Source organism: Sphingomonas crocodyli (assembly GCF_004005865.1).
GTDB lineage: Bacteria > Pseudomonadota > Alphaproteobacteria > Sphingomonadales > Sphingomonadaceae > Rhizorhabdus > Rhizorhabdus crocodyli.
The window spans coordinates 3,011,904-3,033,669 of record NZ_SACN01000001.1; the positions used below are offsets into that span (position 1 = coordinate 3,011,904).

Here is a 21,766-nt window from a genome sequence, read left to right on the forward strand (position 1 = left end):
AGCGAGCTTCCGATGCTGGATTTCATCTCTCAAGAACTAAACAAGACATCTGCGGTCGTTATCGCAATGAAAAATGATTTCGAGCTTTCCGAGAAAATCGAAAAAGCAGCACGCATAGTTACGTCCGCCCTGCGCAACGGGAAGAAAATCCTTCTCGCGGGAAATGGGGGCAGCGCGGCAGATTCACAGCACATTGCAGGAGAATTTGTCAGCCGCTTCTATTATGACCGCCCCGGCCTCCCCGCCATAGCACTCACCGTCGACACGTCGGTCCTTACCGCCATCGGAAACGATTACGGGTATGAACGCGTTTTCAGTCGGCAAGTGGAAGCGCTTGGTTGCCAAGGTGATATATTTTGGGGATATTCGACATCCGGCCGATCCCCTAATATTCTCGCTGCAATGAAAGCAGCGCAGGGCAAAGGAATGACGGTAATCGGCATGACGGGTTCCAAGGGGTGGAGCGACCCTTCCTTGTGCGAACTTACTCTGGCGATGCCGTCAACGGAAACGCCGAAAATCCAGGAAGGCCACCTGATCGTTGGCCACATCATATGCGGCCTCGTGGAGAAAGAGATATTCCCGAGATCAGCCGAATAGGTTGGCAGCGGCCCTTTGGCAGAGAGGCGCTACTTTGCGCGCCTTTCTGCCAGCAGATCAATAGCGGAAACTAGGTCGGCTACCATTGGCTGCACTGTAAAGCGGCGCCCATAGTCCGCACGAGCTGCCCGCCCCATGGCCGCGCGAAGGCCGGCATCCGACAACAGCGTGACGATCGCTTGCTCGAGTTCATCGGTATCACCCGGAGCAACGAGCAGACCGGTTTCGCCATCGGTGATGACCTCCCCGCCACCGCCGCCAACACCACCGATGACCGGCTTCCCAAACATAAGCGCTTCGAGATATACTAAGCCGAACGATTCATATCGAGAAGGTGCAACCAGAAGGTCGCAGTTGCCATAAAAGTACCGGAGCCTTTCCTCATCGACCCGGCCATGAAAAATAACTCTACTTTTAATATCGGGCGCCAGTTCGAGATCCAAGAAATCCTTTTTATAGGTTCCACCATCTGCACGCGGGATGGTGTCATCCCCAACAATATCGAAAACAACGTTTGGAAATCGTTCCAGAATTCGTGGAGCGACAGCCAGAAGCACATCAATCCCCTTACGGGATTCAAGCCGACCTACAAAGAGTAGCCGAACTAAATCTCCGCCATCCTTTTCATTATACTGGGAAGCCCAATCCTCCATACAGTGCGGAGAAAAGTAGATCTTCTCATAGGGGAGGCACACGTCATAGCCGCGGCGTAGGTCGTCTACAATCGCACGACTATTAGCATGTATCATCTCAGCATTATTCATGATCATCCGCTCTGTTTCGACGATCGGATCACCGAAAATTCTCATCCATTCCGAATCCGCCAACCTATCAGGCCGACTCTCCAACCAGAGCTTCATTGTCGTCTGCAATGCCAAGATTAGCGGAAAGCGACCATCTGCGAGAAATGCAATCGCTTCGCAATCCCATAGCGGGCAGTAAACAGCATCAACCTTCCGACGAGCATCAACATCGGCGACCTGTGCCAGCATGGTCAGCGAATAATTCCAAAACTCTCGCGGTAAATCTCGTGCAGCAATGGATTGGTAATCAGGCTGACGATGCTCTTGAATTTCTACACGATGAACCCAAACGCCATCCTCATAATCGATTGAAGCATTTTCGCGCGCCTTCGTCATCACATGAACGTGATGCCCCTCTTCAGCCATGCTCCGTGCAAGTTGCGATATGTTGCGCGCAATTCCACCATTTTGCTCAGGAGGATAGTCCTGAGTGACAAAGCAAATGACCTTACGAGATTCCATATCACGAATAAGCTGATAAGGTAAAAACGGTTGAAAATGCCGCGTGACACAGTCACTGGTCAGGAGCTTTGCTGGCTGATTAGCCCTTTCAACCCCATCAACAATAGCTGCATCTGCTTGCCGATAGAACCGCTCCACATCTTCTGACGAATATGTCCCATGCTTGGCGCCAACGAGAACGACATGCTCCCAGTTGCGAGCGTCACCAATCCCCGCCCCAACTATATCATCGACACCATGATGAGCCCTGCCGTTTCGCAGACCAAAGTAAATGCGGTTCTTTATGAGCGGGTACCAGTTCGAAATGATACGCTTCTCATCACGGATATGAGACGGTGCATATTTGTGATGCACAAAACCATCACTTCTTTGCACAATCTTAAAACCGGCATCATTAATTCGACAACAAACATCGGTCTCATCAAGGAAGTATTCATACTCCTCATCAAATCCACCAATTTTAATTAACGCTGATTTGCGAAATGAGCAGTTTGTGCCCAGCAAATGTGGAACGTCTATCGAATATGGAAAATTGAGATGTGGGGCGGGCTCACCCCACTCCGCAGGATAGCCCAATCGATTTGTCGTGACGAAGCGGGCCTGGAACTTAAGCCCGGTATGATCATAGACAAAGCCTCCCACCGCTCCAACATCATCGGCAGTGTAAGATTTAGCCAAATCTGCCAACCATTCCGGTTCCGGCACACTGTCATCATCGATGAAAACGACAATGTCACCATCAGACATCGCAATGCCAATGTTGCGTGATACCGAGAGATTTCGCACCTCGCAGTGTGCGACTTTAATGTCATCAGGGCCTTTCGCGAGGAACTCGCGCGTGCCGTCCGGCGTGGGTCCAGCAACAACACAGACCTCGAAATACGGGTAGGTGAGCCGACGAAGCCCGGAAAGCGTCCGCTTTAGATAAGCTATCCGATTGTCAGTATTGATGACTACGGAGAAGCGTAGCGGATCGCACTTATCATCCTTTTCGCGCAGAGATCCTGAATTCGAAAGAATTACCATTACGCTTCCCAGTGTAGTTTTCTGCCACCTCAACCATCCCGGACTGCTTCAACGCACTCGTCAAATCGGCGGGTATCAAGATGTTGCGGTTAGGCCCAAAATCGGATTCAGCGTCTCCGATAACAAACTCACGATAATCATCTAAAGTAATTTCACCGCTATTGAATGCATTCAATAGCGCCAAGCCATCAGGCGCCGTCAACACAAGAACCCCACCGGGCTTAAGCAAAGCTATCCAATGGGGGAGTACGATATCGTTCAGAACCGAATACGAAAAATACTCAATGGTTTGGGAGACGTTGATTTCCGCCAGCTCCCCCTCTTCGAATGGTAGGTTCGCCATCTGGGCTACGACATCAACATCCGGCCTTGGGACGCTGCCAACGCGAACATAGTTACTGCTCGGCATATCGCCATTCCCAATATGCACGCGCATCCCATCTACTCGCGCAAGCGCCACCTTGTTCGGATTTATGATTTTTGATGGACGGTCGGGTCCAGATACCATGCAGCGATCAATCGCGCGCTGGAGTTCCGCAAGCCGACAATCCATTTTATCGAGCCGTCGAGCGGATTGCCCCACAATCCCAAGTGCCGCCCTCATGCTATTGCTCAATGCACCAATGCTGTGATCGGCGTAGGCCCTTGCCTCCTGGGACGCTGCGCCGGCTCTACGTTCGACGGCCCGTAGAAAGTCCCGCTCCAGCGCAAAACTCTTTTCTATCAGGCGCACCTCTATCGCGGATGTTAGGCGACGTTCGAGATCGATAGATCGTTTGAACAACCACCTATACAACCATTTCATACGCGCCGATGATGCCTCTTCCCAAAAAATGAGCAATCGCCCGAAGATGGGACGCATTATCGCGCACTCCAGCGCCGATTATTTGTCGAAAAAATCACAAGAGACTGCAATTCGATTTGCGTCTCCTGCTGAACCTGAAGGCGAACTTCAAAACCATCCAGTCGGTCTTCTGTAGAAATACGCAAGAATATCAATGAAGACACGTCATCAAACAGATCTGCCTGACAATAGCGCTCCGCAGCTAACGCTTTCCCTCCGGCTGCAACAGCATCAACTTCAAACGAAGCGAGCTTTTGAATACCGACACGTCGCAAATAAAATCCGACGACATACTCGCCGGGATCAAGGGATATGTACGGGCCGAAACTCAAAAAGCCCGCACGGCCATCGGACAAACGGCTGTTGCTCGGGCCATCGCACCCTACTCCACTCCGCAGTTCGGAGGCATCATATCTCAAATACACCACAGAAACGCAGCCTTCCCCTTGAAAAGGATTACGCCTTAATAAGTTACCCTTCCATAACTAAACTGTTTTCCTCAATCGGCACTTCCCATCAACAAACTCAAATTCCGCTACATCTATTGCAGAAAAAAAGTCGTTGTGGGCGTCATAGACGCCTGGCCAATGAACCCCGTTCTCATGGTAATCATCACCGATATATAACCCGCCTGGCTTCAGCACTGGCCACCATGCTGAGAGGTCAGCCATTACCGATGCATAATCGTGCCCCGCATCAATATGGATTACATCCGCCTGGATTCCAAACCACTTGATGATCTCCGAGGCATTGATCGAATCCGACGGCAGTGGAACAACATAATCTTGGACGCAAGAATCTGTGACGTTCGCCATAAATTTGCGCTGGATCGACGGATAGCCATGCACAAGACCCAAATGGGGTGTCCACTGCTCCTCAACCCAATGCTCCACGGAGCCCAGCCAGGTATCAACTGCGATCACAGCGCCATCCACGCCAAGCTCCCGCATCCGCTCCGCCATCGCGATCGTGGAGCCACCTTTCCAGACTCCAATCTCGACCACCAACTGACGATCACCGCCAATCGCTTCGGTAAGATAATGATGGTTCTTGTTCCACCCCTGCTTGTCGACTTGGTAGATCGAAGCCGGAAAATGCGCGAACGGATCGCTCCCCCGCCACAGCCGAGCCACCAACTCCTCACGCAATGCCGTCAACGCTTATTCCTTCGATACGATATCGTCGATCTACAGACGTAGTCAAAATCAGAAAGCCTTTGGATTTACGACATCAGCCTACCAGAACTTGATATGCATCGATCGTATGCCGGACGCATCCCGGCCAATCAAAGCCAGCACTATGTCGGATGCCATCGATCGATAAGCGCTCATGTAGATTCTGATCTTCCAGAAGCAGACGGATAGTGTTCGAAAATTCCGGGATATCTTCGGGATTAATCGAGATTGCGACCCCTCCACCAACCTCTTCAAGGCAAGTGCCACCAGCCACGATCGTCGGCACGCCGCTAGCCATCGCCTCCAGTGGCGGCAAGCCAAAGCCTTCATATTGTGATGGATAAGCGAACAATTTTGCCCCCGCATATAGTAGCGGCAGCCGCTCTTCTGGCACAAACCCGATATGAATTAGCCAACCTTCGCGCTGGCCTTGATCGATCTGCGCCATCAGCGCGTCGTTACCCCATCCCGAAGCGCCAGCAAGCACAAGGGGGGTGCGTGATCGAGTTTCGAGCGGCAAGTTTCGCCATGCCAAGAGCAAAGTGTTGATCCGCTTACGAGGCTCGAACGTCGACACGCACAATCCGTAGCCGCCAGCAGTCAGCCCCATGCCGGCAATCACCGATACTAGTTCATTGCCCTCCCTGGGATGGTAGGCTGGCGACACGCCCAATGGCACGGCCCGGACACGCGTTTCTGGCAGGCCCGTGAAGTCGATAACTTCCCGCCGCACCCACTCGCAGTCCGTCAAAATCAAACCGGCGCGTTTCACGGTATCTGCGAAATGCGCCTCAAAAGCCCTCACCCGCTCGGGCGGGTGGGTTTGTGGATATTTAAACACCGAAAGATCATGCACCGTCGCGATTCCGCGCTCCGCCCAGGGCGGGAGAAAGTAGTTTGGCGCATGAACCAGTGCATCAGCAAAGCGGCCGTAATTCCACCAACGATCCCACGACCGTCGCCACTTCTTACGCGGTATTTTAGGCTCACCGCCGTGCAGAAGGATCGCAGGGTCGGCAAGCCAAGTGATCCCGCGAAAATAGGAAACCTGACTTACCCTATCATCACCTGGCAGGCCTCGAACCAGTTCGAGACAGTATCGGCCGATCCCGGTCAACTGGGACGACAGCGCATCGACGGACAACGCAACCCGCAATCCACTCACGCGTGGAACATCCAGGACAAGGTTTCGTCGAACGGTGGCATCTGCAACGGCCCGATCACAGCTTCGAGCTTGTTACGACTGCCGAACAGCGTTTTGATCTCCCCTTCACGAACGAAGGCAGGATTGACCGAAATATCGAAAGCAATACCGCTGATGGCTTCAACCATCCTGATCACATCCCGCAATTTATAGGCTTGCGCGGAACAGACATTGAAGGTTTGTCCAACAGCTTCAGGGCGCTCGATCAGTCGAATGTAGCTATCGGCAACGGCACGCACGTCGGAGAAATCGCGCGCAACATCAAGGCTACCCAGTTCGATTTTAGACTGGCCTCGGCGTGCATGATCGATGATCTTGGGCACGACGAAATTCACCGCTTGACCGACACCGGTATAGTTGAACGGGCGAACGATGGTGATCGGCAGGCGGTCTAAATAGATCCGGCCAAGATGCTCGGTCGCGAGTTTGCTGATACCGTAATGGTTCGCGGGCAAGGGTGCGATATCTTCATCGAGCTGCCCCGAGCGCCCATTCCCATAAATGTTCGCACTGCTTGCCAACAATATATTGCTGAGCGTGCACTTCGCATCGACACACGCCTGCAACAGATTGGCAGTGCCGATAAGATTGGCATCATACATCTCCTTCGTGTCGCCATGCGACACGAAGGAGATTGCCGCCAAGTGGATGACGCGATCGGGCTTGGCCTGAGCGATCATTTCGGTCAGCATCGCCTTATCCGACAATTCGGCCAAATAGGTTTTGCTGACTTCAGGCACCTGAGGTTCGTCGGCGCTACGCGCCATGCCGATGACGTCATGGCCTCGCGCCACAAGCGCCTGGGCAACGTAGCGGCCCGTAAAGCCCCCTACGCCCGTAACAAGAACCTTCGCCATAACAAGACTCCAGAGCTCAGCAGGCTGATCTCACCACAATTCGTCAGAACGAAACGCCAGCACCGTTGCGACGGAGATCGGCTTCGATCATCATGCTGCAAAGCTCTTCAAGCGATGTCGTCGCTTCCCAACCCAATTCAGCCTTGGCCTTGGCCGCGCTGCCGATCAGAAGGTCGACTTCTGCCGGGCGATAGAAGCGCGGATTGATGCGCATCACCGTCTTACCGGTGGCGACATCGATTGCGATCTCGCTTTCGTCCTTACCCGAAAACTCGACCTCGATTCCCGCCACCTTAAATGCCATCTCCACGAAATCCCGGACAGTTTCAGTGCGATTGGTCGCCAGAACATATGTATCCGGCTTATCCGCCTGGAGCATCCGCCACATGCCATCGACATAGTCGCGGGCAAAACCCCAATCGCGCTTCGCATCGATGTTGCCGAGTTCAAGGCAATCGAGTTTACCCAGGCGGATCTTGGCAACGCTATCAGTTATCTTGCGGGTGACGAATTCGCGTCCGCGCAGCGGGCTCTCATGGTTGAAAAGAATGCCACTGCAACCAAAGATATCGTAGCTTTCTCGATAGTTGACCGTCATCCAATGGGCGTAGAGCTTTGCCACGCCATAAGGGCTGCGCGGCCAGAACGGGGTCGCCTCGTCCTGCGGGATGGCCTGGACCTTACCGAACATTTCGGACGTGCTGGCCTGATAGAAGCGGATGGTTGGATCGACGATGCGGATAGCCTCAAGCAAGTTGAGCGCCCCCATCCCAGTAATCTCGGTCGTCGTGACCGGCTGATCGAAGGAGACCCCCACGAAGCTTTGCGCCGCCAGATTATACACTTCGGAAGCACCAGTACTCTTCAACAGCCGCACCGAACTTGCCATATCGGTCAGGTCATGCTCGACAAGCTGGAGAGCAGGGTTGTTCGTCAGGCCAAGCTCCTCAATCCGCCAGAAATTAACGGAACTGGTGCGGCGATAGGTCCCGAAAACCTGATACCCTTTAGAAAGCAGCAGTTCCGCCAGATAGGCACCATCCTGACCGCAAATACCCGTAACAACCGCCGTCTTCATTTGCTCTTCCTAATCAAAATTTACATTCACCACAGCAAATGCAATCGATGTTCCTATCATCCCGCGTGCTGGGACCGTTCCTTGGTGTTCGTCAATGCCTGGAACAGCATTTGCGCACTTTCCGACCAATCGAGGGGCCGAACGTCGTGGGCCTTCGGATGACCGCCGACGCTGTGCAATTCCAACCATTTTGTGATCGATTCAGCCATTGCGCTCTCATCCCGATTGTTCGGGAAATAAAATGCGGCATCGCCCACTGCTTCGTGGAATACTGGAAGATCGCGAACCACGAGCGGCAAGCCCTTGCGCCCTGCTTCGATCAGCGGGAGACCGAACCCCTCGCCTTCGGACGCCGCGAGCAGAAAAGTCGCCGCCCCATAGAGCCGCTCAAGGTACTGATCGCTGATGCCCTCCAGCCATATCAAGCGCTTCCCACATTCGGGATGCGATCGAATATGTTGAGCAAGTTCGTCGATACGCCATCCCTGGTGGCCAACGATCACAAGGGCGATGTCGATACCCCGCTGCCACAGTAGTTCAAAAGCCTTGATTGCCTGGTGATGCCCCTTACGTGGCTCCAGCGTTCCAACCATCAGCGCTGTCGGTCGCAAGGCCATTTCAGCCAGCACCGTCATTGCATCGTCGGGCATGCCCTTCGTAGGATGGGTGCTGACCAAATCACTCCCAAGATGGAACCAGTTCAGACGGAAACCGGGGTTTGTTTCGACGTTGTTCGCATCAATCCAATCCGCCAATTGCTGCGAAACGGTTTCGGAAATGCAGCACGCCCCGTCATGCCGAACCAGTTCACGAACCCAGCGACCGATAACGCGATCCCCAACGGAATCCGGAAAATATTCGGGCAGCAGCAGCGGCAATATGTCGTAAACGACCGTATGGACTTTCACCCCGCGTAAACGCCATTCGTCCAGCACGGGACGCTGCTTGATGAGCGTATCCGGCTCAAGATCGAGCACGCAAAGGATATCCCCGGACCAAGCTTCAACCGGATGATCTTCGTGCCAGGGATCCCGAATACCCAGAAAGCTGTCCGCGAATTTACGGGCATAACGATAGCCCAACTCGTTCGCGTTGGCGTGAACAGGTTCGACGATCCACCCAAGCGGCGGATTTTTGATCAACTGCGACAGAATGGCGCGAACCACGCGCTGGATACCGGTCTTCGCGTCGACGATCACCAACCGTGAAACATCGATCAGCAATTGGCGTCTATCATCCCGACGAAACGTTTTGGCTATATGTCGACTGGCGATATCCCGAGGAAAATCAGCGAGGTTGTGATTGCTGTTAACGCGATCCAGCGCATTGGCCACAAAGCGGCGATTATGATCTCGCGGCCGCATAGGCGCCGCCATCCGTCCTTCTAGAAATTCCAGCGCAAGGCGGGCTGATCGCTCCCAGGTAAACGCAGCCACCCGATGGGGGGCATTCTGCTCCAACCGCTCGCGGAAAAAGTCGTCGGTCAACACGCGCTCGACCAGGTCGCGCATTTCATCGACATCAAAAGGATCGAAAAGCGCCTCGTCCAGCCCAACCACTTCGGGCATGCTCGAACGGTTAGACGAAATCACAGCCTTGCCGAACATCATGGCTTCGAGGATGGGAAGACCAAAACCCTCATGCCAGCTCGGAAAAGCTACCGCCTTCGACTGAGCATATAGCGCCGCGAGTTCGCCATCGTCGACGAGCCCGGTAAATACGATCTCGTCTTCAGCCAGCCCCGCTTCCGTCGCGATCCCGCGCAAATGCTCGATCGCTCCGACACCACCGCCGAGCACGAGCTGATGAGCCGCTCGCACTTCCGGCGAGAGCGCTGCATAGGCATGGATCAGCCCGGCATGATTCTTACGTATCTCAAACGCACTGACGTAGAGCATATAAGGCCGCGATATACCGAACCGCTCGCGGAGATCGATCGGCGGCGCTGCACCGAACGCAACATCGACGGCTGCCCCGATATTCACCACGCGATCGATCGGATAGCGCAGTAACTGTACGGCCTCATCTGCGGCAGATTGGGATATCGCCAACAGGAAGTCCGAACGCCGCAGTGCTTCCAGTTGCTGCCGATAATAAACACGCATGTTCTGATCAGGCAGATAGTACTGGCTGTATATCAGCGGGATCAGATCATAACAGATCGTGGCGACCAGATAGGTGCGACCGGCAGGTACGCTAGAAACAGCATCATCTTCAGCACCTTCAAAAAGGCTGCTGACCACAAGCAGATCAGGTTCCAGCGAGTCGATGACCGCTTCCCAGATTTCACGTGCGAAGTGGCGGCGCTCCCAATTTTCAGGATGCATTCCCCCGATTGGCGCCTCTGCTGACCAGAAGATGAAATTCTTTTCTGGAACCAGTCCTTCGAGGTCCGCCCGCAGCATGTCAAAAGACGCTGGCAGCATCGTATTGAGAAGAATGAATATCTCATGATGCTGCCCTTGTCGGGCAAATTCACGGAGGAAGGATCGAGTGTAGCGCCCGATTCCACGGAAACGGCTTCCACCCAACGCGCCCTGCGGATCGAAAACTATGCGCATTGTGCGCCCCCTACTCGCTCCATCAGTTCAACGCGCGGTTGAGCGCCGCCTCCCACTCGTCATCGGCGGCATATTCTGCCTGGCCAAGCGAGCGCAGTGACGCTCCCTGACCTGATGATTGACGTTGAATACGCGCAATGCGGCGATCCAACGCAAAAAGATAATCATGCATGACGGCGAACCGCTCCGCAGCCAGCTCCCTCTCGTAACCGATGCTGTTCTCCAGCATTCGGAACTGGCGCTCGGCCAACGTATTTCCCGGTTCGCCGGTGAATAACCGCACGATCCATCCGACAAAACGGCGGTTGGCGTGATGATGCCTGCGCAAAGCCTTATCGAAGCCGGCGATACCAGGGTCATGGCTGCGCCCCTCCGCCGAACGGCGCAGAGCCAAGAGCACCGAAAGCTTCGTCGCGCCCCTACGCAGCTTCGCGGCGTAAAACGCTTCGCCCGTGGGATCCGGCTGCCGACCAAGCACCGTGATGAAAGCGCATCGAACGAAGTTCACATCCGCAAAGGAGCATAGCTCCTCCATCGAATTGGCCCGAAGATAGGGATTGCGATGGGAAGTGTCGAACAGATCCATGACAGGCTTTCGGTTGCGGGATTGCAATATTGGTCAGATATGTCCCTCAGCTTTCCAGCGCTTCACGGAAATAGGCGATCGTCTCGGTCAGACCATCTTCGAGCGAAACCTTCGGCGCCCACCCAAGCTTGCTGTCTGCCAGCGAAATATCCGGCTGACGCTGTTTCGGATCATCCTGCGGCAATGGCCGGAATTCCAGCTTGGACGTGCCCCCGATCTTGGTGAGAATTTTATCGGCCAACTCAAGCATCGTGAACTCGCCCGGGTTGCCAATATTGATCGGATCACCAAACTCGGCCTCGGTGTTCATCGTACGGTAAATCGCCTCCACCAGGTCGCTGACAAAGCAGAATGATCGCGTCTGGCTTCCATCGCCGTAGATCGTGATATTCTCGCCCTTGAGAGCTTGAACGATGAAATTGCTGATCACGCGGCCGTCATTGACGTTCATGCGCGGACCGTAGGTGTTAAAGATGCGCACCAATTTGGTGTTCATGTTGTATTGGCGGCGGAAGTCCATGAACAAGGTTTCCGCCGCACGCTTTCCTTCATCATAGCAGCTACGGACGCCTATCGGGTTCACATTGCCCCAATAGGATTCCGGCTGCGGGTGCAGGGCCGGGTCGCCATAGACTTCCGATGTCGACGCCTGGAGAATACGGGCATTGGTCGCACGAGCCAGTTCGAGAACGTTCAACGCGCCGAGCACGCTCGTCTTCATCGTATAGATCGCATTGTGCTGATATTGCGGCGGCGAGGCTGGGCATGCGAGATTATAAATCTCGTCAGCCTGAATATCGAGCGGCTGGGTTACATCATGCCGCACGAACTCGAACGATACTCGGTTGTGCTGATACAGATGCCGGATGTTGTTCTTACTGCCGGTCAACAGATTGTCGACGCAAACAACATCATGGCCATGCGACATCAGATAATCGATCAGATGCGAACCGAGGAAGCCAGCACCACCAGTAACAATCGAACGAGTGTAGGTGAAATAGCGATTCATGTCTTGATCCCTTGCAGGACGAAATAGCCTGCCACAGTAGACGGAGCGCGGTCAGGATAACCTTTCCGCCATCATCAGATATTTCGACGCCGGTTCAGTGCGACGAGACGCGCCAACGTTGCGTGAGATTCCTTGATGGATTCTTCATATGTTACCGAGTCGGCCAGTCGACGGCCTGCAAGACCAATCTTCCGCGCCTGCTCCGGATTGGCACGCAACCACTCGATCTTCTCGATCAGATCCGATGCGTCAGATGCGACGGGGACATAGTTCTCCCAAGGCACGAGAAGGTCGTAATACCACTGACGGAAACCGAATTCGGACTCGACCTTAAGAACTGGCGTACCGGTCAAAAGCTTGAGAAACAGGCTGCTCCAGGTATTGGTGTTGCCGTCGATATCGATCTGATAGCGGTAATTCAGAATATTGGCTTGGTCTTCCTCAGGGCCCATGAGACCCATCTCATGATACCACGCCTCCTTCTCGATATGTCCAGGTCGCAATTCGATCCTGGTAATACGCGCATCGAGAATATCCGGACGTTCACGCGACATCAGCGCAGCCGCCACGCGCGGCGCGGCGGCATAGGTACGGTACCGAAAAACGCCCGTATCCGTGCCGCGCCAATATGCCTGATCTTTCAGCTCGTCCCAGCGATGGGCAATGCCGTAGCTCTGCCGTTCCTGGGCATATCCTGCCGTCTGAATGAAGTACGGATCGGCAACCAGATAATCGCGCAGCACCGAGCAGAAGGACAAGGCACGCCCCATCACCCCCTCGTCACCCAACGATATGTCGAAGCTTCCCGACAAATCGCAGTGCTCCAGATACGGCATGATGATCGGATAGACCGCAAACATACGCGACGTGTAATTGATGGGCAGCGACGTCAGCAGTCGACACGTCACGCCCTCCTCGCCGATCGTAAACTCGGCCAACTCATTTTCTTCGTGAACGTGGGTCGATGGGCGACTGAACTCGACGCGCAACGGCAATTCGCGCCCCGTCGGCACATGATGGAACGACGTGATGCGACGTATCGCGCTGCCTTCCGACGACATGTGCGCCCAGACGCCGTTCGGCCCTTCCAACGGTGCATAACGTTCGAAGGTCTGAAGGAATGTCCGGCTAACATCGCAGCCGATGCGCGTTTCGGCATAGTCCGCCAGAACGCCGTGCAACGACCTGTCAACGTGATTGCCCGGAACGAGGCTTCCGAACAGTGCCCATAGCAGCGTCAATTCGTCAGCCGTTACCTTGCGGTCCAGCCGATATTGCGCGACGATCGGATCACTATTCAACGGATGGCCGAACACCCAGCGCGCGACGGCGTTGGGATCCGTAATGTCGATCGGCATGTTCACGCCCGCATGGTCGGGCCCGAACACGATGCGCACGAAATCGTGCCTGCGATCGTCCAGAACCCGCTCCTGCGGCGCGTCCATCTGCGTTTCTTCTATCTGGGGAGCTTCCACCTGAGGCGGCAAAGCCTGCCCGTGATAATAGAACTCGAAGCCGTGCTCCAGATCATCGAAATTATGGAGCAGGCCATCGGAAAGCACCGAGATGCGCCGACAGCTGTCACGCAGAAAACCGGGATCATGCGAAACGAAGATCATCGCATGATTGGCCCGCTTTTCGAACAACTCGATATGACACCGCTCATGAAAACGATGATCGCCGACCGCCATGATTTCATCGATCAGGAAACAATCGAAATCGATAACCATCGACAGGGCAAACGCCAGACGGGAACGCATGCCCGAGGAGTATGTGCTCATCGGCTCGCGCATGAAACGGCCTAGCTCGGTGAACTCCTCGACATAATCGATATGATCACGCCAATCCTGCCCGTAGATACGGCAGATAAAGCGCAGATTATCGATACCGGTCAGCGCACCCTGAAAGCCGCCACCAAATGCCAGCGGCCAGGACACGGACATATCGCGGATTATGCGGCCGGAGTTCGGCTTCTCGGCACCACTGATCAACCGGATCATGGTCGATTTGCCAGCGCCGTTCTTGCCGAGAATCCCGACCCGCTCACCTCGCTCAATTTGAAAGTTGACGTCTTTAAGGACTGTCACGCTGCCGTGGTGCGTGGGGTAGCTGCGCCGAACATGTTCAAGACGTATCATCCGGGCACGATCCTACGCGATACGATGCGGCTCAGGGCCAAGCCAACGAAGGTCAAACCCACGTTGATGAGTACGAGATATGGCACATCATAAATGCTGTGCACCTTCGAACCGAAATAACCCTCACGAAGATACTCGATCCCGTGCACCATCGGGAAATAGAGGATAACTTTTTGGAATTCAGGCGGCAAAGCATCCACGATGAACCCTGCACCCGACAGCGGGAAGATCACATAAGACATCGGATGCCAAAGCTTCTCCACAGTCTCCGAGAAGAAAGCCAGCGAACCGATCGTGAGGGCCAAGGCCGCGCCAAACCATGCCAGCAACAGCCACGCCGCGACGACCTTCATCACGTCTTCGGGCGGGGCCACCCACTCGATCGAGAGGTAGAAAACCGACAGCAGTGTAAACGACATCGTCGCGCCAGCCGCCTCAAGCATTAGGCGCGACAAAAAGCAGTCCAGAACGCGGACCTGTCGATGATACATCAACGGCAGATTTGGCTCGATCGCCGCGACGCAGCGAGCCGGCATGTTTCGCCACAGAAGAACACTCGAATATCCGCTTAGCGCGAAAGCCGTAATCGGCAGATCGGAACCATGATTGGCCTTGGCGAAATACCACAAGGTTGTGACGCCAAGGGTGAACATCATGGGTTCGACGAACAGCCACAGAAAGCCGATATTATGCCGGCCATAGCGCGTTAGCACTTCGCGCATGAACAGCGCTTTCAGCACTCGCCCCTGGACTTGCAGCCCCTTGATAAGTTGCCGGTCGATCCAGAATGAGTTTTCGGACGATCTATTCATTATGCTCACGCACACCGGCGAGCAGCATGGAAAGAATGCCCCACGTGACGATACCCAGGATCAGCGTCGCCAAAATGCCGCGCAACCGGCGCGGCTCACGCGCTTCATCAGGAAGATTGGGCTGTGAGATCCGCACGACATAGACATGCTTACGCAGGGCTTCGTTGCGTGCATCGGTCAATGCCGCAATCGCTGCAGCCAGCTGACGATCAGCCAACTGGCTCTCCAACTGGACACGCTGATATTGCGCGGCCACGGTCGACAGCGACGAAGGGGCGCCGGCATTTTTGGCATTCTCGTTGGCAACCTGAGCCGTCAGCTCTCGGACTCGGGTACCCAACAGCGCGATCTGCGGACTGTTCGGAGTGAATGCGCGCATTTCAGCCAACCGAGCCTTCGCCGCGATCAACTCTTCCTGCAGGCGCATCACACCTTGGACCTGCACCAAAGCCTGCTTTTCCGGATCGACGACACCACGCGCGTTCCGATACGCCGAAAGCGCCTGTGCCGCCCGCGACGCACGATTCTTCGCTTCGCGAACCTCATCCTCGGCCGATGAGATGAGATCCCGCCGCGAACGCTCATTGAGCTGATTGACCAGATTTTCTGAAAGCTCCAGCAGGCGTCGATTAATCTGGTAAGCATCTTCTGCGGTATAGGCGCGGACCGAAAGCTTGGTGATAACCGACGACGTGCTGTGCTCGATGGTCACATGATTGTGGAAATAGCTGAAAAGATCCTCGAACGAATCATCCAAGCCTGTCGCATTATAGCGATCGAAGAGCGAAATGCTGCTTCGACTGAAGGCCTGCTCGATCGCACCGTCTTTGTTCAGTTCGCGAAGCGCATCTCGAGAATTTACGTATGCCTCGGCGGCTGCAACCTCATCGGTCCCGCCGCCGCCGCCCATACCCGAAGATTTCAGGAGAAGACTCAGCCCCGAAGGTGATGCCTTTTCCGGGTTGCGCACGACGAATTGAGATTCCGAAATATAGACCTTCGATGCCAGCAACCCGAAATATATGATCGCACAGATCACGGGAATAACGACGGTCAACAAGAAGAGCGGTCCGAGCTTTTTGAGCCGCTCGATTACAGTTTCGATCATCCGTGAACTTCCAAAGGCATATCTTGAGCGGTGGGATCTCCCCAAGCCAGCGCGGTCATAGGCTAGCATCGGCGGCAAAAAAAGGGGCTTTCGAGACATCGATCGATCGCTGCACTTTATCGCATATTCGCCGGCCAACCTGCGTCGATCTGCATATCCAGCGCCGCCAACAGATCGCCGGCTGTCACGTCCCATCCGTTTAGATCAACCGAAGCAGGTATCACGACAGGTCCGTCGAGCCATGACAGCATTGCCTCAGCAAGGCAGACAGAATCATCCCCAGCGAAGAAGGCAACCCCCGATGGCGCCACTTCCCTGAAAACCGTCATATCACGCGCCAGAATAGGTTTGCCGTGCACAGCGGCCTCGATCAACGGCAGGCCAAAGCCTTCCCCCCGAGAGGTGAGCAGCAGGCCGGAACACGCCGAATAAAGCTTTTCGAGATATTCATCGCTGGCATTCTCAATCCAGCAAAGTCTGCGCCCCACCTCAGGATGCGATCGAAGCCGATGCTGCAACGCCTCGGTTTCCCAACCGGGGCGTCCCACAATCAGCAGGGTAGCGTCGGATCTTTGCCTCTCGTTCCACAAGTGCTCAAACGCCGCGAGCGCCTGATCATAGCCCTTTCTCGGCTCGATCGTGCCGACCATAAGCGTTGTTCTGTTGTTCCTTGCCCATGCGAGCCTGTCCTGCGCATCGAGCGGCATGCCCCCACTGGATTCTGTTGACCTGATAAAGGCGCCAAGTCGCATGACAGCGATTGCCGGCCGCTCAGCGCGTTTCGTAACCGCAGCCGTCAGCCATTCGCGAAAATCATCTGCGACTGATTTGGAAATGCAGATCACATGATCAGCTTGCCGACCGACGATATCGAGCCATTGGGCGAACTTCGTTCGCATGCTTACCCCGAACCATTCAGGATGTTGAATCGGCAGCATATCGTAGAGAATGAACGCCAGCGACACGCCTGCTCGCCGCCAGCGCAGCAGATCGCTACGCCGATACGGGATGATATGCGCGGCCAGATCCAGACCAAGGAAGATGTCCCCGGATTTCGGACGCATCCGGGCCTTGCCGAACGGTAGCGGAAGTCGGCTCAGTGGCCGTTCGAGAAAGTCGTTCCTGATCACCCGATATCCGCCGCGCCGTGTGCCAGCGACGGGAATCACGTTCATGCTGTCGCTATCGACCGCCCGCAACTGGCACCACAAAGATCGGACCACGCGCTGGATGCCGGTTCCCGCGTCCCGTCGTGCAATCACGGATACATCGACAAACAGGTTGCGCGGGAATCGCTCACCAGATCCTTGGTTCATCCTTGCGAAGACCACTACACCCGATCCTGTGTCGCACTCCTCGCTCGCGACTATCCTGCGCGGTCCCGATTGGGAAGTCGTACATCACGCTATTGCCGATCGGGATTGATGCCGAATATGGCAGTCGGGATGACACGCGCCGCAACCGCTATCGATTTGCCTCCCGATATCGAACTGATTCTCGACATATCTCGCCTTCTGTCCCGCGTGTTGCATCCGATGCCGACCGGCGTGGATCGGGTCGAACTCGCCTATGTGCGCGGTCTGCAGGCTCGGTTGGGGGACAGGCTGTGTTACGGCGCAACCAACCCGTTGGGGTTCTACGGCCGCATTGAAAGCCGCATCGCAGAAGCGTTCTTCGACGATCTCGAATGGCGCTGGCAGGGCGGCAAGAAGCGGCGATGGACGCGTATCGAGGCGATCCGCCAAATCATCAGAATGTGGCCTCGCCCTATACGCAAGCCGAAGCGCCAACATTCACGCTATCTGATACAGGCATCGCCTAGCCACCTTGATAAGCGCGATCGTGTTGCGACCAAGGTCGCGCGCGAACAGGCACACTTCGTCTGTACGGTGTTCGATCTGATACCTATCGAATATCCCGAATATGCGCGCCCCGACGGGCGGAGCATCCATTTGGCGCGGGTCGAGACGATGGCGGCACTGGCCGACGGTCTCGTGACGATCAGCGCGTCGGTTGCACAATCGATCGAGCCTTACGTTATGGCATCGGGGCGCCGCCCCATCATGCGGCCGATCCTGCTGGGCGTGGATCTACCGGAAACCCTGATACCCCCGACACTCGACGTTCCAGCCCCTTATTTCGTCTTCATCTCCACGATCGAGCCACGCAAGAACCACCTTCTCCTGCTTCACGCCTGGCGCCGCATGGTTGAGCAGCATGGGGCGGAGAACGTGCCGCATCTCGTCATCGTGGGGCGGCGCGGGTGGGAGAATGAGAATATCGTCGACATGCTCGAGCGGTGCGAGACCATTGCGGGCAATGTCACCGAATTGTCCGGCCTGTCTGACGATGCCCTGTTCCCGCTGCTCGCCGGCGCGCGTGCGCTTCTGTTTCCTTCCTTCGCGGAAGGGTTCGGCATGCCGGTGGCGGAGGCGCTGTCGCTCGGCACGCCGGTGATCTGCAGCGATATCCCCGCGCTGCGCGAAGCGGGGCAGGACATTCCCGATTATCTCGATCCACTCGACGGCCCCGGCTGGATCAACGCCGTGCTGGACTATGCGAAGGAAGACTCGCCGCGCCGCGCCGCGCAGCTGGAGCGGATGAAGGATTGGCGCACCCCGACATGGGATGCGCATATCGACGGCGTACTCGATCTGATCGCCGAATTGGAGCGCACGCGCCCTTAGTCAGGCGCGGCTGCGCTCCGCCACACCGCGCACATAACGCGCATAATCCCCGCTGCCCGCCGCCTCCGCCAGCCGTTCCAGCGCCTGCGCGTCGATGAAGCCCTGTTCGAACGCCACTTCCTCGGGGCAGGCGATCTTGAAGCCCTGGCGCTTTTCCAGGGTGCGGACGAATTCGCCCGCTTCGATCAGACTGTCGGGGGTGCCGGTGTCGAGCCAGGCATAGCCGCGGCCCATACGCTCGACCGCGAGCGTGCCGGCGTCCAGCGCAAGCCGATTGAGATCCGATATCTCCAGCTCGCCCCGCGCCGAAGGGGTCAGCGCGCGCGCTGCGTCGATCACGCTGGCGTCGTGGAAATAGAGGCCCGTCACCGCCCAGTCCGATCGCGGCTGCGCGGGCTTTTCCTCGATTGCCAGTGGGCGCCCGCCGGCATCGAGATCGATCACGCCGTAACGCTGCGGATCGGCGACGCGATAGGCGAAGATCGTGCTGCCCGCCGTCTGCCCCGCCGCGCGCGCCAGCATGTCGGGCAGGCCGGCGCCGTAGAAGATGTTGTCGCCCAGGATCAGCGCCGATCGCTGCCCCGCGATGAAATCCGCGCCGATGATGTAAGCCTGCGCGATCCCCTCGGGCCTTGGCTGCACCGCATAATCGATCGCCATCCCCCATTGCGATCCGTCGCCCAGCAGCGCCTGGAAGGCGGGCGTATCGCGCGGGGTGGAGATGATCAGCACCTCGCGAATGCCGGCGAGCATCAGCGTGGTCAGCGGATAATAGATCATCGGCTTGTCATAGACGGGCAGCAGCTGTTTCGAGACGACCTGCGTCATCGGGTGAAGCCGCGTCCCCGCGCCGCCGGCCAGGATGATCCCCTTCACGTATCTGCTCCCATCATCTCGTCGACGATATCGCGCACCGCCGCGCGCCAGTCACGCGGGCGAATGCCATAATCCGCGGCGATCTTCGCGGTCGACAGCCGCGAATGGGCCGGGCGTTTCGCGGGCGTCGGCCATTCGGCCGTCGTGATCGCCTCCACCTCCACCATCATACCCGCCTGCGCGAAGATTTCGGTCGCAAGGCCATGCCAGCTCGCCTCCCCCGCATTGACGAAGTGATAGAGGCCGGCAGACGTCCCCACATCCTCGATCATCCGCAACGTGACGATCCGCAGCGCCTCCGCCACGTCGCGCGCCGATGTCGGGCAGCCGATCTGATCTGCGACGACGCGCAGTTTCGTATTGGCCGCCCCGGCGCGCAGCATCGTCTTCAGGAAATTGCCGCGATGCGCCGACACCACCCACGCGGTGCGCAGGATCAGCGACCGCGCATTGCCCGCCGCCACCGCCCGCTCCCCCGCCAGCTTCGACGCGCCATAGACGCCCAGCGGCGCGGTCGGATCGCTTTCGGAATAGGCGCCGTGCTTCGCACCATCGAACACATAGTCGGTCGAAACATGGACGATCGGTACGCCCGCTTGCGCGCTCGCCTCGGCCAGCAGCTTCGGCCCCGTCGCATTGGCGCGATACGCCGCCTCGACTTCGCTCTCGGCCATGTCAACCGCCGTATAGGCTGCGCAATTGATCACCGCCGCCACATCATGCGCCGCGAACCACGTCGCCACGCTCTCCGCCGATCCGATATCGAGTTCGCCGCGCGTCGGGATCAGCAGGTCGACATCCCCCGGCCAGCCTTGCCGCGCCAATTCGATGCCGATCTGCCCCGTCCCGCCCGTGATCAGGATGCGCCGCGTCATCCCAGCCCCAGCCGCCCGGTATCGTAGCGCCCGGCCAGGATCGCCTCCCACCAGCCACGATGGTCGAGATACCAGCGCACCGTCGCCTCGATCCCCGCCTCGAACGTCACCCGCGGCGCCCAGCCGAGTTCGTCGCGTATCTTCGTCGCATCGATCGCATAGCGATGGTCATGCCCCGGCCGATCCGCGACGAAACCGATCTGATCAGCGTAAGGCCGCCCGTCGCCACGCGGCGACAGCCGGTCGAGCGTCGCGCACACCGCCTGCACCACGTCGATATTCCGCCGCTCGGCATGCCCCCCGACATTATAGGTCTCGCCCGGCCGCCCGCCTTCGAACACCATCCGCAGCGCGCGGGCATGATCCTCGACATACAGCCAGTCGCGCACGTTCGATCCGTCGCCGTAAACCGGCAGCATCTCGCCACCCAGCGCGCGGATGATCATCAGCGGGATCAGCTTTTCGGGGAAGTGATACGGCCCGTAATTGTTCGAACAATTGGTGACGATCGTCGGCAGTCCGTAGGTTGCGTGCCACGCGCGGACCAGATGATCCGATCCCGCCTTCGACGCCGAGTAGGGCGAGCGCGGATCATAAGCGCTCGCCTCGGTAAAGGCGCCCGCCTCCCCCAGCGATCCGAACACCTCGTCGGTGGAGATATGATGGAAGCGGAATGCCGCCTTCTCCGCCGCGCCCAGCCCCTGCCAGTAAGCGAGCGCCTGCTGGAGCATCGTGAATGTGCCGACCACATTGGTCCGGATGAAGTCCGCCGGCCCGTCGATCGACCGGTCGACATGGCTCTCTGCCGCCAGATGCGCGACGATCTGCGGCCGAAACTCGGCGAACAGCTGCGCCACCAGCGCCGCGTCGCAAATGTCGCCCTGCACGAAGCGATAGCGCGCATCGCCCTCCACCGTCGCCAGCGATCCCGGCGGCGCGGCATAGGTCAGCTTGTCGAGGTTGAGCAGTTCATGCCCGCTCTCGGCGATCAGATGGCGGATCAGCGCCGATCCGATGAACCCGGCCCCGCCGGTGATCAGGATGCGCATGGCCACACCGCGACAG

At 57.0% G+C, this 21,766-nt stretch carries 19 protein-coding genes; 2 read left to right on the plus strand and 17 right to left on the minus strand.

What is annotated here, in order from left to right:
• The first annotated feature begins 12 nt into the window (after positions 1-12).
• On the plus strand, positions 13-600 hold the full coding sequence (locus tag EOD43_RS14420) for a D-sedoheptulose-7-phosphate isomerase (protein WP_127744516.1): 588 nt from the start codon (positions 13-15) through the stop codon (positions 598-600).
• 29 nt (positions 601-629) lie between these two features.
• Here EOD43_RS14420 and EOD43_RS14425 read toward each other — a convergent pair whose 3' ends face one another.
• From EOD43_RS14425 to EOD43_RS14490, 14 genes are all read right to left on the minus strand, one after another.
• The gene (locus EOD43_RS14425) at positions 630-2,891 is read right to left on the minus strand and encodes a glycosyltransferase (RefSeq protein ID WP_127744517.1); all 2,262 of its coding nucleotides are present in this window, start codon (positions 2,889-2,891) and stop codon (positions 630-632) included.
• A complete protein-coding gene (locus EOD43_RS14430; protein ID WP_127744518.1) occupies positions 2,848-3,753 on the minus strand; it encodes a class I SAM-dependent methyltransferase in 906 nt (301 codons plus the stop codon). Before EOD43_RS14430 ends, EOD43_RS14425 begins: the two co-directional genes overlap by 44 nt.
• Positions 3,753-4,091: a hypothetical protein gene (locus EOD43_RS14435; protein ID WP_127744519.1), complete on the minus strand. Its 339-nt coding sequence runs from the start codon at positions 4,089-4,091 to the stop codon at positions 3,753-3,755. The genes EOD43_RS14430 and EOD43_RS14435 overlap by 1 nt, the downstream gene beginning before the upstream one ends.
• A 129-nt stretch (positions 4,092-4,220) precedes the next feature.
• Positions 4,221-4,892, minus strand: coding sequence for a class I SAM-dependent methyltransferase (locus EOD43_RS14440; protein WP_127744520.1), 672 nt, complete (start codon positions 4,890-4,892; stop codon positions 4,221-4,223).
• A 73-nt stretch (positions 4,893-4,965) separates the two neighbouring features.
• Positions 4,966-6,054, minus strand: coding sequence for a glycosyltransferase family 4 protein (locus EOD43_RS14445; protein ID WP_127744521.1), 1,089 nt, complete (start codon positions 6,052-6,054; stop codon positions 4,966-4,968).
• Between the two features lie 17 nt (positions 6,055-6,071).
• Positions 6,072-6,971 (minus strand): NAD-dependent epimerase/dehydratase family protein, encoded by a 900-nt coding sequence (locus EOD43_RS14450; RefSeq protein ID WP_127744522.1) that lies wholly within the window; start codon positions 6,969-6,971, stop codon positions 6,072-6,074.
• 43 nt (positions 6,972-7,014) lie between these two features.
• Positions 7,015-8,049 carry a GDP-mannose 4,6-dehydratase gene (gene gmd, locus EOD43_RS14455; protein WP_127744523.1) on the minus strand — a complete coding sequence of 345 codons (1,035 nt, stop codon included), beginning with the start codon at positions 8,047-8,049 and terminating at the stop codon, positions 7,015-7,017.
• A gap of 56 nt (positions 8,050-8,105) precedes the next feature.
• Positions 8,106-10,610 carry a glycosyltransferase family 4 protein gene (locus EOD43_RS14460; protein ID WP_127744524.1) on the minus strand — a complete coding sequence of 835 codons (2,505 nt, stop codon included), beginning with the start codon at positions 10,608-10,610 and terminating at the stop codon, positions 8,106-8,108.
• A 22-nt stretch (positions 10,611-10,632) separates the two neighbouring features.
• Entirely contained in the window at positions 10,633-11,196 is a 564-nt protein-coding gene (locus tag EOD43_RS14465; protein ID WP_127744525.1) for a DUF4214 domain-containing protein, read from the minus strand.
• Between the two features lie 46 nt (positions 11,197-11,242).
• A complete protein-coding gene (locus EOD43_RS14470) occupies positions 11,243-12,205 on the minus strand; it encodes a UDP-glucuronic acid decarboxylase family protein (protein ID WP_127744526.1) in 963 nt (320 codons plus the stop codon).
• A 74-nt stretch (positions 12,206-12,279) separates the two neighbouring features.
• On the minus strand, positions 12,280-14,343 hold the full coding sequence (locus EOD43_RS24140) for a glycosyl transferase family 90 (RefSeq protein WP_127744527.1): 2,064 nt from the start codon (positions 14,341-14,343) through the stop codon (positions 12,280-12,282).
• A complete protein-coding gene (locus EOD43_RS14480; protein WP_127744528.1) occupies positions 14,340-15,155 on the minus strand; it encodes an ABC transporter permease in 816 nt (271 codons plus the stop codon). Before EOD43_RS14480 ends, EOD43_RS24140 begins: the two co-directional genes overlap by 4 nt.
• A complete protein-coding gene (locus EOD43_RS14485) occupies positions 15,148-16,263 on the minus strand; it encodes a KpsE/RkpR family capsule polysaccharide export protein (RefSeq protein WP_127744529.1) in 1,116 nt (371 codons plus the stop codon). Before EOD43_RS14485 ends, EOD43_RS14480 begins: the two co-directional genes overlap by 8 nt.
• A 116-nt stretch (positions 16,264-16,379) precedes the next feature.
• Positions 16,380-17,579: a glycosyltransferase family 4 protein gene (locus tag EOD43_RS14490; RefSeq protein ID WP_127744530.1), complete on the minus strand. Its 1,200-nt coding sequence runs from the start codon at positions 17,577-17,579 to the stop codon at positions 16,380-16,382.
• A 219-nt stretch (positions 17,580-17,798) separates the two neighbouring features.
• On the opposite strand from EOD43_RS14490, the gene EOD43_RS14495 reads away from it, so the two are divergent.
• A complete protein-coding gene (locus EOD43_RS14495; RefSeq protein ID WP_240653207.1) occupies positions 17,799-18,950 on the plus strand; it encodes a glycosyltransferase family 4 protein in 1,152 nt (383 codons plus the stop codon).
• On the opposite strand, the gene rfbA is transcribed toward EOD43_RS14495, so the two are convergent.
• From rfbA to rfbB, 3 genes are read right to left on the minus strand one after another with little or no spacing between them, the layout of a single operon-like run.
• Entirely contained in the window at positions 18,951-19,826 is an 876-nt protein-coding gene (rfbA, locus tag EOD43_RS14500; RefSeq protein WP_127744532.1) for a glucose-1-phosphate thymidylyltransferase RfbA, read from the minus strand. It abuts the gene before it with no gap.
• A complete protein-coding gene (gene rfbD / locus EOD43_RS14505) occupies positions 19,823-20,701 on the minus strand; it encodes a dTDP-4-dehydrorhamnose reductase (RefSeq protein ID WP_127744533.1) in 879 nt (292 codons plus the stop codon). The genes rfbA and rfbD overlap by 4 nt, the downstream gene beginning before the upstream one ends.
• Positions 20,698-21,750, minus strand: a complete 1,053-nt coding sequence (gene rfbB, locus EOD43_RS14510) for a dTDP-glucose 4,6-dehydratase (protein ID WP_127744534.1) — start codon at positions 21,748-21,750, stop codon at positions 20,698-20,700. Before rfbB ends, rfbD begins: the two co-directional genes overlap by 4 nt.
• Positions 21,751-21,766: the final 16 nt, after the last annotated feature.